Annotated in this window: 11 protein-coding genes; 7 read left to right on the top strand and 4 right to left on the bottom strand. The window is 56.7% G+C overall.

Going from position 1 to position 11,771, the window contains the following annotated elements:
- The first annotated feature begins 1 nt into the window (after nucleotide 1).
- Nucleotides 2-154 carry a DUF4863 family protein gene (locus VJS46_RS14245; RefSeq protein WP_414707995.1) on the top strand — a complete coding sequence of 51 codons (153 nt, stop codon included), beginning with the start codon at nucleotides 2-4 and terminating at the stop codon, nucleotides 152-154.
- A gap of 30 nt (nucleotides 155-184) precedes the next feature.
- The gene (locus VJS46_RS09315; RefSeq protein WP_414707994.1) at nucleotides 185-691 is read left to right on the top strand and encodes a MucR family transcriptional regulator; all 507 of its coding nucleotides are present in this window, start codon (nucleotides 185-187) and stop codon (nucleotides 689-691) included.
- Nucleotides 692-721: 30 nt separating this feature from the next.
- On the opposite strand, the gene VJS46_RS09310 is transcribed toward VJS46_RS09315, so the two are convergent.
- The 3 genes from VJS46_RS09310 to VJS46_RS09300 form a co-directional block, all read right to left on the bottom strand.
- Nucleotides 722-2,527: a tannase/feruloyl esterase family alpha/beta hydrolase gene (locus VJS46_RS09310; protein WP_324059754.1), complete on the bottom strand. Its 1,806-nt coding sequence runs from the start codon at nucleotides 2,525-2,527 to the stop codon at nucleotides 722-724.
- A 77-nt stretch (nucleotides 2,528-2,604) separates the two neighbouring features.
- Complete coding sequence (locus VJS46_RS09305; protein WP_324059753.1) at nucleotides 2,605-4,416, bottom strand: tannase/feruloyl esterase family alpha/beta hydrolase; 1,812 nt, start codon at nucleotides 4,414-4,416, stop codon at nucleotides 2,605-2,607.
- Between the two features lie 147 nt (nucleotides 4,417-4,563).
- Nucleotides 4,564-7,026: a TonB-dependent receptor gene (locus tag VJS46_RS09300; RefSeq protein WP_324059752.1), complete on the bottom strand. Its 2,463-nt coding sequence runs from the start codon at nucleotides 7,024-7,026 to the stop codon at nucleotides 4,564-4,566.
- Nucleotides 7,027-7,526: 500 nt separating this feature from the next.
- Between VJS46_RS09300 and VJS46_RS09295 the strand changes: the two genes are divergently transcribed.
- The 5 genes from VJS46_RS09295 to VJS46_RS09275 all read left to right on the top strand — a co-directional run bounded on the left by VJS46_RS09295 (nucleotide 7,527) and on the right by VJS46_RS09275 (nucleotide 11,228).
- The gene (locus VJS46_RS09295) at nucleotides 7,527-7,883 is read left to right on the top strand and encodes a nuclear transport factor 2 family protein (protein WP_324059751.1); all 357 of its coding nucleotides are present in this window, start codon (nucleotides 7,527-7,529) and stop codon (nucleotides 7,881-7,883) included.
- The gene (locus VJS46_RS09290; RefSeq protein ID WP_324059750.1) at nucleotides 7,876-8,133 is read left to right on the top strand and encodes a hypothetical protein; all 258 of its coding nucleotides are present in this window, start codon (nucleotides 7,876-7,878) and stop codon (nucleotides 8,131-8,133) included. Before VJS46_RS09295 ends, VJS46_RS09290 begins: the two co-directional genes overlap by 8 nt.
- Nucleotides 8,134-8,182: 49 nt before the next feature.
- Entirely contained in the window at nucleotides 8,183-9,334 is a 1,152-nt protein-coding gene (locus tag VJS46_RS09285; RefSeq protein ID WP_324059749.1) for an alpha-hydroxy-acid oxidizing protein, read from the top strand.
- The gene (locus VJS46_RS09280; RefSeq protein ID WP_324059748.1) at nucleotides 9,331-10,404 is read left to right on the top strand and encodes an enolase C-terminal domain-like protein; all 1,074 of its coding nucleotides are present in this window, start codon (nucleotides 9,331-9,333) and stop codon (nucleotides 10,402-10,404) included. The genes VJS46_RS09285 and VJS46_RS09280 overlap by 4 nt, the downstream gene beginning before the upstream one ends.
- Before the next feature lie 86 nt (nucleotides 10,405-10,490).
- Nucleotides 10,491-11,228 carry an SDR family NAD(P)-dependent oxidoreductase gene (locus VJS46_RS09275; protein WP_324059747.1) on the top strand — a complete coding sequence of 246 codons (738 nt, stop codon included), beginning with the start codon at nucleotides 10,491-10,493 and terminating at the stop codon, nucleotides 11,226-11,228.
- Between the two features lie 356 nt (nucleotides 11,229-11,584).
- On the opposite strand, the gene VJS46_RS09270 is transcribed toward VJS46_RS09275, so the two are convergent.
- On the bottom strand, nucleotides 11,585-11,771 hold a 187-nt coding region (locus tag VJS46_RS09270), incomplete at its 5' end, for a TonB-dependent receptor (protein WP_324059746.1).

Raw genomic sequence — 11,771 nt, 5'->3', positions numbered from 1 at the left:
CATGCCGATCGATGCGGCAGCACAGTTCGATGGGCGCGGCGCTGGCTGGAAAGTGTATCGTCCGGGCTCAGCGCACCATCCGACCGTATCCGGCGGCAAAGCCCTGGTGCTTTACCTCCTGCCAGAGGGCGCCATCGAATTCACGCAAACCTGAAATGGTCGCAGGCGATGGGGAAAGGCCGGATTGAAGGTTGCCGAGGGCATAACCGCACAAGGAAGAGTCACCGCCTATCTGCTCGATCTGACCGCGGACATCGTATCGGCGCATGTCGCCAACAATCCGCTGGCCGCCGGTGATTTGCCTGCGCTGATCGCCAGCGTCCATTCGGCGCTGACGGGCCTTGGAACGCGCCATGAGACGGTATCGGCCGGGCAAGAGCCTGCCATTCCGGTGCGGCGTTCGGTAAAGCCCGACCACATTGTTTGTCTCGAAGACGGCAAACGGCTGAAGATACTCAAACGCCGTCTGATGACGCACTATCGGATGACGCCCGATCAATATCGGACGAAATGGAATCTGAAGGCCGACTATCCCATGGTCGCGCCCGACCATGCCGAGCAGCGGAGCGCGCTGGTAAAAAAGATGGGTCTGGGCCGCAAGAAAACCAAGCCATCGGCCCATCCAGAGCCCGCAGCCCCGAAGACCGTCAGGGCGCGACGCAAAAAAATTTCGGCCGTATCGGCGGACTGAGCCCGCCGATACGATGCCGCTGCTTCCAAATTAGCGGCAAGTGTAGCTCTCGGCTGAAAACGCGTCCCCTTGGACATAGGTGATCTTTTGAGGATAGGGACACACGGGTAGACTCTTGCTGCTCGACCGCAGAACGACGCTTTCCGGCACGACACCTTTTTCCACCCAATTTGTCAGGAGGTTATAGAAAACGCCGGCGACGAAGCCGTAAGTTGGCGGATCTGCCTTGTCGTTCATCGTGCCGTTAGCCGGGCTGTGTCCCAGTCCTGGTACAATGTAGAACCGGTAGAAGGACTGCACTTCCGAAAGACCGCCCATTTTTTCGATGACGCGCTCATAATATTGGGGCGAGGCAGGGTACGGGATCAGTTCATCATTATTATTATGATGATGGATCAACTTCCCGCCCCGGGCTTTGAAGGCCGAGAGATCGGGATCGTCAGTGTTGATATCGGCAAATTCCTTCTGCAACGCTATGCCTGCGTCGAAGGCTTGCGTGAGTTGAGCGTATGTCAGCGATTTCCAGCCATCCTGCCCGTTTCCCCGAGCATTCCGGAATAGTGGGATAGAGATCCTCGGATCCTGCAGCTCGAGCGCGACCAAGTCCGTCGCGATGCTGAACGGCGGATCATAGGCCAAGGCTAACAGGGTTGTCCCCCGCGGCAATCCGTACCAGCGATGGACGCCGGTGAGGGGACCAAATCCGTTATCCACTGCAGGATCGGGAACGCTGCCGTCGGCGGTCATTCCGTACCAAATCTTGTTCAATGCCAGCGCCTGAGTAGGTGTCACACAATCAGGGGTGCCATTTTTACCCCCATTGGTCACACAGAGGACGTTTTTGTCCTTGGTGGGATCATAGCGACAAGTTGTAGCGTCAATGATGAATCCGAGATGCTTGCCGCCCACGACGTCACAGGCCGCGATGGCAGCATTCGAAACCATCGTGAGCTGGCCGGGAGACATGTATTTGCCGCCAAGGTCGCGCTGAATGACGACCTGGGGATAGAGTTCGCCGGTAATGAACTTCGTCCAGTTGATCGCCGGATAGGCGACGAGAATGCCGTCGAAATCCTCAGGGAAACGCTGAGCGTGCTTCAGCCCCTGGCGCCCCCCGGTCGAACCGCCCGACCAGTAAGTATAGCGTGCACCTGAGCCATAATAGGCTTGCGTCAACGCCTTTGTCTTGACGATTTGTTCGTGAATCGCCCGGTAGGCGAAATCCTGCCAAAGTGCTGTATTGATCGAGCCGTCAGGTAGCATCGCAAATGCGCCGCTTCCAGAACCGCCGGTATGGCCAGTGTCGGTAGTGGATGAAACAGCGCCCTCGCGGGACGCGACAGCTGCGGCGGTCGTCAGATCGGCTGCCGCAGTGGCGGACGAAATCTTGGTAAGATCGGTTTCTTCAGAGCCAACCCATCCTCCACCACCAACCGCATGAATGCGGCCGTTCCAAGCCTTTTTGGAGGGCAACCATATCTCGATGCCAATCCCGCGCGAGGTAGAAGGCGCGTCAGCCGGTCCAGGGTTGCCGGGGCCGACCAGAAGTTTCACCAGACACACGTCTGCCTCCACGGCCGCCGGAATTTGCGGGTAGAAGTCCCGAATTTTTACATACGGAAGCTCGTCGCCTTTCCTGTACTGCTTCACCGACAGGACTTGAGTCTGGTCGTCCGGCCGAAAGTTTCTGGCGATGGAGCTGTCACATTCCAGTCCGGTGTTCGGGCCGGCATCTTGTGCCTGACTGGAAGGCGCCGCCTGCGCGGCCGTGGTGACCGGTATCAAAAGGCTGATCAGCAACCCGCGCTTGTATAATTTTGAACCGGAGAGTTTCATTGTAATTTTCCTTCATCTGGATCGAAGATGGCGCGAGACCTGTGCGATGGTCTTTGGACCGGACCTGAATCTGGTTGTCAGAAGGGTTGTCGAAGCGGCGCATCGAGGCCGACCCGCTTGCCGGCAGGACCCACTTGGGCCAATCGCTCGTCGCCGGGGGCGCAGGTCCAATTATCGGCGGAGTTTATGTTGCCGGTTCCCTTATATTGCGGGATCGCCGGGTAGGGGCAAAGCGGAAGCCTGCGAACGACTGTTTTATTGGCTTCTTCGTCCCCATATTGGATCGCTTCTATCGAGCCGGGCTTCTTGTCATGCTCCACCCAATTTTCCAGAGATTCTAGAATAGCGTCCCGGGCGCCGCAGGGCGATGCCACGCCCAGCGCACTATTTTGGCCGAAGAAGTTGGGGCCCGAACCACCGAAGCAGTGGTCCATATTCGGAATCATGAAAAGCAACGCATTGTTCTGGAGTTTCCCATATCCGCCGTTTTGTGCCGCGAGCGTGCGATAATATTGGATCGTCCTGTAGGGCGTGATCAGGCCGTCGCTATAGCCATGATAAAGGATGAGCTTGCGGCCCTGCTTGAAGAACGCGGCCGCCTTCTCCGGCGTCGCGCCGCTGCCCTTGCTATTCTTTCTCGCGGCGAAAGTGGCGGTTGCCTGCGGAATCACCGCCCTCAGACGCCCGTCGCTGGACCGTTGAAACCGGATACCCGGGGTTTTCTGGGCATCGAAATCTGATGCATTCGCATAAACGAGATGGCGAAGCGTGCCTTCGGCCCAAAACCAGCCCTGCGCTTGTTCGACCGGATTGGTTTCCCAGGGATGCGCTCCCTGACGGTCGGTAGGAGCACCCGGGAAGCCGATCCAGTCCCATAGGTTCCGTGCCGTGTCGGTAAAGGAAAAGCCGGGATAAACCACCGCTCCCATTTCGTTGGTGATCGCTGAGAAGATCACGCTCAGTGTGTCAAGCTGATCACTAGTGAAACAACTATCGAACGTTTGCGACGATTTGCACTTGGGAAGATCGGCATAGGGATCAAAGGTGCACTGTTCTGGACTCTGGACCAAACCGTCCTTCAATCCGTCAACCGGGTCGCACATTGCCATGACCAGGCGGTCAACGGTCTTGAATTGCCCGTGAGAAATGGCCGCGTGCGGCGTCCGAAGCTGCGCCAGGACGCCGATCAATGTCGTATAAATCTCGTTGCTCATATCGAAATATGGAGCACCCGCGATGATGCCATCGAAGTCCGTGGGGTAGTAGGTTAAAGCAACCATCCCTTCGCGCCCGCCGTCAGAACATCCAATGAAATAGGACCGTTCGAGCTTATCTGCGCCAAAGAAGTTCTGCGTGAACTGTTTGCCGGCCTCCGCAACCTCATGGACGGCGCGCTGATGGAAATCCTCCAGCGCCTCCTGGTTGATTACGCCAGGGGACAGTGTCGCCCATGTACTGTCCGCCGAAGTCGGAATGTTCGCGCGGATGGGCTTGGCGGCAACATGGCCGTCATCGGTGGACCACACCGCGTAGCCGCGCTGGACCTGACCGAATACACCCAAATGAACGACACCACAATTACCGCCGCAGCCCTGGAACAGAAACTTCTTGTTCCACTTCTCCCGGGTAGGTAGAACCGCAGCAAAATTCGCGGTTGTACCCGCGGCCGGATTGGTGACGATCGAGCCTGTGAAGAAACATGCCTCGCTTGAATTGGCAGTTGCCGGCAGATGTGCGACGCCATTGGTCGTAACCGGTATCGGTCCGCCAAGCGCTTCGATATTGTTGATCTGCTTGATCGTTGTGCCCTTTGGCGCGACCGACTGCAAATGTTCAACCGTGCACGTGGCTACCGCCGCCTGAACATCATTCCCCGCAAGGCCGCCCATCACGATGGCAATCGCAAACACCGCTCTGCGAATGTTTGTAAGAACGCCTGCGCTATGAAGTTTCACGTTCCACATGACCGGCTTTCCCCTTGAGAGATAATTTTATAGGAAGTTCTCTTATGCCCGCGACATACCTGGCGATCAGTACTAGAAGGAATATGTACCCGTGACGCCGAAGGTTCGCGGTACATAAGTTGTGTTCATGAATACAGATAGGCCGGCGGCGAAGTTGTTCCGGTATAGTAGCGGGCTCTCGTTCGTGATGTTGTTCACGAATACAGAGAGATCCAAGCCGGAGAGTCGAACCCCGGCACGAACATTGAGCAGATCGGTAGCACCCACTTGGAACGCTTCGGGATCAAAGGATAGGTTGCTTGGGTCCTGCGCTGGCAAGCGGCGCTTGTTGCGTGAATTATATGTGTACGTGATGTTGGCATAACCCTCCTTCCCGAACACATCGCCGTTGAAATCCGCGGACATGACGACCGTCCAGGGCGCGCCACCGAGCCCGTTCCCCTTGGATACCAGGATGGACGGAACGCCTCCCGGTCCCGGGGGCCCCAGCAACGTTTTATCGTAATAGGCATCGTTATAAGCAACTGACCCCGACAACTGGAAATTATCGGAAAAGGCGGCCTGAAACTGGACATCGCCTCCAACGCTCACCGCGGACCCAAGATTGCCGATGAAGATAAATCCGCACCTGGGAAGTGGAAGCGATTGCTGAATATTTTTCCATTTGAGATAGTAAGCGCTCGTGAAAAGCTGAAGCTTGCCATCAAAGAGCCGGGCACTTTTGGAGCCGATTTCGTAGCTCCAGACTGAATCGGCATTATAGGGTCCGATTTGGCGATCGAGGCCAAATGCCGCAAGATCTTCCCGGCATCCGTCGGTTGTAACCGGTATGGGTCTGTTGGTGCCACCGACGCGAAATCCCTTGGATGCCGTAGCATACAGAAGATTGTTGTCGTCGATGGAGTATGTCACGCCGAATTTCGGCGTAATCGGCTCCTCCTTCTGGGTCCCTTGGGAGCTTTCGCCGGGCGTACCTGCCCAAGGACCGCCTTGAAAGCTCGTGAACTCGAACTTGGTCCTGGCAATGCGTGCGCCGGCGGTGACCTTTAGCTTGTCGGTCAAACGATATGTCAGTTCACCAAAGATTGCGTCCTGGTGATCTTTTCCGATGGCGGTCGCCGCATAGGACACAGTGGGACTGAGCATAGGTGTGCCGAATACTGCCTCAACGGGCGCCCCGCCGAAATAGGCCGCAATCAAATCCGGCAGCATGGGATCGATCAGAGTCTGATCCGCGCGTTGGCGAGACCGCTGAATGAAAAGACCCAGAATGCCAGTCAGTGGCGCGTCTGTATTCGATGTTTGAACCCGCAGCTCCTGTGTGAAGCTCGTCTGCTTCGAGGGGTAATCGGACGTCTGTTTATAGCCGGGCAGGCCCGGGAGGAACAGTTGGTTCGCAAGTTCGCCGGGGCCAAAAAGAATCTGTGGTAGCGTCAGGCTGAAATCGGCGACGGCGTGCCCCTTGCGCCAAAGATAGGAGGTGACCGAAGTCAGCGTGAAATCTCCAATCTCGGCTTGAATATTTAAGGCGGGCAGTGCGAATTTGTCATGATTTGGAGAACGCTGCGGAAAAGCGAGGTTGAATCTACCTTCGCCGCGATCCGAAATACGCTCGTTGAACATGGCTGCATTGTTCTCATCCGTCTCTTGATAATATATCGACGGAGTGATGGTCAGCCACTCGGCTGGCTGCGCTTTCAACGCGACACGGCTCACGAACGAGGTGCGATAATTATCATCCTTTGAAATCAAGGAGCCGTCGATGTTCGACACCCAGTCAATGAATCCCCCCCTTCTGCGGTAAGAGGCGCTGGCCCGGAAACCGAGCTTATCTTCGACGATAGGACCTCCGACCGCGACGCCAGCTTCCCAGTTCGGGGCTCCATGTTGGACCAGCGACCCTTCCATGCGTGCATACATGGAATAGCGATCGAGGCTGGGAGACGGCGTGATAAAACGCACGGCACCGCCTTCGGCACCGGCGCCGAACAGCGTTCCCTGCGGCCCGCGCAACACTTCGACACGCGCGATGTCGAATATTTCTGGGTAGGGATTGGTGGATTGGTTGTTGAGGAAACGCACCTGAACGGGCGTATCGTCAATATAAATTCCGGTGGTAGCCGCCCCGACTTCAGAACTGATGGCACGAATCGTGATCTGGGTTCTTCCGGCGTAACCTGTATTTGTGAAGGTAACGCCAGGTGTGAGACGCGAAATGTCCTCAATTCCGCGAACACCCTCTTCGTCCAGTTTGCCTTGGTCATAGGCTGTTACGCTCGCTGCGACTCGGCTAAGCCGCTCGCTGGATCGTGTCGCCGTTACCACGATGTCCCCGAAGTTCTGGTTTATTGAGGAAGCATCCGATCCATGACTACTTTGGCTAGGCGCAGTTTCTCCCGGCCCATTAGAGCTGGTTACATTCTGGGCTAGAGCCGGGGAATAAACAACAACTAGTCCTGCCGTCAGCAGAAGTGGAAGAAGCCGCTTCTGTTTCGTTGAATAGCCGCAAACCGTCTGGTGGCAAAAGGTGGCCATGCTAACCTCCCTCAATCGTGCATCTCGACCGCACGTATTATTATTCCTGCATCATATCGCATGATTCGAAAAGTGGAAGCCCTTGATAGAAAAAATTTGTTGTGCCACCAAATGCATGAAAAAACAGCGGAAAAAACTAGAAAAATTTCCGTTTCCCGGTCGGACTGTTCAATTTGTGTAGCCTTCCATTTCAAGATGACATATAGTGCCGACTCGGGGCTCGAATGGACGGCATTCGAGCGGTCTCTGATGAAAAGAATTTTGGACTTAATGGCAGCGGGACTTTCCGCATGTTTTAAGTATCTGATTTTTCACCGATGCCAATCGCAGATTGTTGTCAAAGAATTCGCTTGTCAAAATCCGAACCAAGAAGCGGTGGGATCCACTTACTACTTGACCAAAGGCTATGCCGACTGGCTATGTGACCACCCATTTCCATGAACGGTTCGGATTTGGGGTGAATTCTGCAATCCGGACAATACCAATGAACAGGAGTGATTATGACGGCTGACGTTCGAAACAAGGCTACAATTGAGCGCTTCTGGAGTGCCGTCAACGAAGGTGACGTTGATGCAATCCTGGCGACTTTCGCTGAAGGCGCAATTGCGCGAGATCCCGTCGACAAGCCTCCTTTGGAAACAAGTGAGCAGCGTCGCGCGCACTTTGCTGGCGTGCTTGCGTCATTCAAGAATCTGTCGGCTGTTCCCGAGTTCACGACGGTTTGCGGCGATCATTCCGCGACGAAGTGGACCCTCACGGGCAGCACTCAAAACGGAACAGAAGTGGCGATCGAAGGCATTGATGTTGCCCGCCATGACAGCAACGGCCTTATCGTTGAATTATGGGGCTATGTTTGAACTGATTGCCGAACTGAATAAGGAGTGGCGGATGATATCTACCCGGCTGTCCTGGTTGATGTTTCTGCCTTCAGGTCCGACGAATTCGGCCAGTAACGCCGTCGAGGCTGATCCCCATCAGGTCGCGGCGGGGATCGTTTCATTCGGGCTTGGCGGCTTCATTGGATTAGGTTCAGGCCAGACTGCCGGGCTGGATTGGATCATTCGTGATCCTGTGGCGTGGCAGCATTGTTTCGAGCGACACTGGTGAACGAATGTCCTACTTTGATCGAAGTGATCGTGGAACAGGATAGCTAAATATGGCCTTTGACGGGGACGGCCCTCTGAATGTAGCAGATTACCAAAAATTGGCCCGGCATCGGCTGCCGGCGATCGTCTGGGATTTTCTCGAGGGAGGGGTGGAGGACGAGCAGGGATTGGTCTATAATCGATCCGTGTTCGACCGCTACAAGTTCGAACCGGTACGATTGCGTGACGTAAGCCGCAGGACGATTGCAACCTCACTGCTTGGTCATCCCGTTGCCGCGCCGCTTATCATCGCTCCAACGGGCGTGAACGGCTTATTCTGGCCCCAAGGTGATCTGATCCTGGCGCAGGCCGCTGCCCGTGCTGGTATTCCTTTCGTCCTTTCCACAGCCTCTTCGATGCCGATAGCGGAGGTTGCACAGCAAAGCGACGGGGATCGCTGGTTTCAGCTTTACATTGTGCGGCCTGAGTTCGCCAACGCGTTGATGCGGGAGGCTTTGAGGTATGATTACAGCACCCTCGTCGTAACGGTGGATGTGACCGTCAACGGCGCCCGTGAGCGGGATCAGCGGAACGGTTTTGGGCTGCCGATGCGCTATAGCCCTTCGATTATCTGGGACGGTGTGCGTCACCCGCGCTGGAGCATGGCCCTTTTACGGAACGGCATGCCCGAGCTCGCGAATTTCGTGAGGTTCGCCGGAGGTGATCCGGAAGTGCAGCAGGCGGTCATGCGGCGTGAAATGGATGCATCTTTCGACTGGCAAGCACTGAAGAGGCTGCGTGAACGTTGGCCGAGGAGGCTGCTGGTGAAGGGTATCCTCCGCGCCGCCGATGCAGCAAAATGCGTACAATTGGGCGCTGACGGCGTCATTCTGTCGAACCATGGAGGCCGGCAACTGGACGCGCTGGTGTCGCCAATGGACGTGCTTGCAAGCACGGTCGAAGCCATTCCCGATGCCACCGTGCTGGTCGATAGCGGTTTCCGGCGCGGCGCCGATGTCGTCAAGGCGCTTGCATTGGGCGCCCAGGGCGCGCTGTTGGGACGGGCAACGCTTTATGGGCTGGCGGCGGCAGGCCGCGTCGGCGTTGATCATGTGATCGATCTTTTGAAGGCCGAGATCGACAGAAGTCTGGCGCTTTTGGGTTGCGCTTCGGTCGATGAACTCAATCCGGCCATGGTTTGCGATATCAGGAACGGCAAATGATCGATATCGTCATCCGCAGCATCCGGGCCCGGGCAATCAACGTGCCGCTCGAATATCCGATCAGGACGGCTTCCGGCACCGTCCATACCTCGCCGCTGGTTCTGATCGATCTTGAAACTGACGCAGGCATCACGGGCTGCGCCTATATATTCGCTTATATCCCGCCTGCGCTTCAACCTCTTGCCCACGCGGTTTCCTCCCTTGGAGAATTGCTGATCGGCCAGCCTCTCGCTCCTGTCGATCTGAGCATGATGCTTGAAAAGCGGCTACGGCTGATCGGCAACCAAGGCCTTCTGCGCATGGCGAGTTCAGGATTGGACATGGCCGCCTGGGACGCGCTGGCGAAGATCAATGAGGTCCCGCTGACCGTGCTGCTGGGCGGGAAGCCGCGACCGATCCGGAGCTATGACAGCCATGCGATGGATGGCCGGGAACTGGCGATCGAGCGCGCACGGCGTTCTGCAAATATGGACTTTTCTGCGATCAAGACCAAGGTCGGCTACGACACACTCGATGAGGATTTGCAGGTTGTAAGCGCCATTCGAGCAGAAACCGGCCTGAACGTCATGGTCGACTATAATCAAAGCCTTACGGTTCCCGAAGCGATCAGGCGGAGCCGCGCGCTTGATGAACAGGGGGTGATATGGATCGAAGAGCCAACGCTGCAACAGGATTATGACGGGTACCGCCGTATCGGCGAGGCGATACGTTCCCCCATCCAGATGGGAGAAAACTGGTGCGGCATTGACGAGATGCACAAGGCGCTTGAAGCCGGCGCCGCTCCCTTGGCCATGGTGGATATCATGAAGATCGGCGGCGTTACAGGCTGGCTCGCGGCATCTGGGCTTGCACAGGCGCGCGGTATCCCGCTTTCGAGCCACCTGTTTCAGGAATTCAGCGCGCATATGCTGGCCGTGACGCCAAGCTGCGACTGGCTGGAACGTATGGACATTGCCGGGCCCATCATCGAGCCGACACTGACGTTCGCCGATGGACACGCCCACATAGGAGATCTTCCCGGAGCTGGCCTGATCTGGCGCGAGGAGGAGATATCCCGATACCTGGCGTGAAAACGGCGTGTGATCCAAATCAACTACTCGTTGAGCTCATTTAGCCGGGCGCAATGTTCAAAACACATCAAATCAGGAGAGAAAGAATGAAATTGCAGGATAAAGTTGCTTTCGTCACCGGCGGATCCCGCGGCATTGGCGCGGCCATCGCCGAGCGATTTGGCGACGAAGGCGCCAAAGTCGTGCTCACATATAAAAACAGTGCCGATGAAGCGGCCGCCGTAGTGGAAACAATCAAGTCAAAGGGCGGCGAGGCATTCGCCATTCAGGCCGACAGCGGGGACGAAGCGGTCGTGCGCGGCGCCGTGCGCAAGGCTGCTGCAACCTTCGGCAAGGTCGACATCATCGTCAATAACGCGATGTTCGGAACGCCTGGCCGCATCGAGGACGTCACCTCACAAGAATTCGAAGCCGCATTGGCTGTCGGGCTGCGCGGCGTCTTTGCGGCGACGCAGGAAGCGTTGCTTCACATGGGAAGCGGCGGCCGGATCATCATGATCGGCAGCACCATAGGCGATGTAGTCAATTTTGAGGGCGTATCGGTCTATGCGATGATGAAGGGCGGCATGGCGTCCTTTTCTCGCGCCCTCGCACGCGACCTTGGAACGCGCGGGATAACATCCAACGTCATACTGCCTGGTCCAATCGACACTGATGGGAATCCAGCGGACGGGGGCATGGCCAAATTCGTGCTGCCGCTGGTCGCTGCAAAGCGCTATGGCCGGGCCGACGAGGTGGCCGCGCTGGCTGTGCATGTCGCGAGTGAAGAAGCTGGCTTCATCAACGGAGCGCTGCTCAAGATAGACGGCGGCCTCACCGCCTGACGGCAGGCCCAACCAGCATCCATGTGAGTGATGTCGGAATAATACTCAGCGGCAATACCGAACGGAATGTCTGGGGTGCATTTGGATCGCATCAACTTTTGACTGAGTGGATCAACAGAATAGCTCTTGTCCTGATCGGCGTCGTCGGCCCTGCAAAGGGTTCGCAATCCTGGTTGATCACCTGGCCTGTTAGAGCCTGATCCGAAAGTTATTGAGCAATACCAGTATGTTATGATGGGGTAGACGCCCCCCGAGGGCATCGATGTGCCAAGGTGAGTTGTCGAACATCACCTGAGGGAGGCGTCCACCCCATCACAATCTCGGCACGGCGGGAAGCCGGTTATTGGGTCCGGACCCTAGCACTTCACTCCAAGCGTAACGCCATAGGTCCGTGGCGGCTGGTAAGACACCGCGGTGCCGTGAACGGCGCCGTCATTGCTCAAAAGCACGGCCTCGTCCGTCAGATTCTTGCCCCAGACGCTGACCGAATAACGTTCGTCGGGAGCGACCCAGCCGAGGCTGGCATTCACGAGCACATAATTG

This window comes from Rhizorhapis sp. (assembly GCF_035276005.1).
GTDB lineage: Bacteria > Pseudomonadota > Alphaproteobacteria > Sphingomonadales > Sphingomonadaceae > Rhizorhapis.
The sequence above is the reverse complement of the archived record's forward strand: the minus strand, read 5'-3'. Positions and strand labels throughout refer to the sequence as shown.

Coding starts and splice junctions, on each gene's coding strand:
- VJS46_RS14245 (WP_414707995.1), top strand. CDS start 2: ATGCCGATCGATGCGGCAGCACAGTTCGATGGGCGCGGCGCTGGCTGG.
- VJS46_RS09310 (WP_324059754.1), bottom strand. CDS start 2,527: ATGAAACTCTCCGGTTCAAAATTATACAAGCGCGGGTTGCTGATCAGC.
- VJS46_RS09305 (WP_324059753.1), bottom strand. CDS start 4,416: ATGGGCGGCCTTGCGGGGAATGATGTTCAGGCGGCGGTAGCCACGTGC.
- VJS46_RS09300 (WP_324059752.1), bottom strand. CDS start 7,026: ATGGCCACCTTTTGCCACCAGACGGTTTGCGGCTATTCAACGAAACAG.
- VJS46_RS09295 (WP_324059751.1), top strand. CDS start 7,527: ATGACGGCTGACGTTCGAAACAAGGCTACAATTGAGCGCTTCTGGAGT.
- VJS46_RS09290 (WP_324059750.1), top strand. CDS start 7,876: ATGTTTGAACTGATTGCCGAACTGAATAAGGAGTGGCGGATGATATCT.
- VJS46_RS09285 (WP_324059749.1), top strand. CDS start 8,183: ATGGCCTTTGACGGGGACGGCCCTCTGAATGTAGCAGATTACCAAAAA.
- VJS46_RS09280 (WP_324059748.1), top strand. CDS start 9,331: ATGATCGATATCGTCATCCGCAGCATCCGGGCCCGGGCAATCAACGTG.
- VJS46_RS09275 (WP_324059747.1), top strand. CDS start 10,491: ATGAAATTGCAGGATAAAGTTGCTTTCGTCACCGGCGGATCCCGCGGC.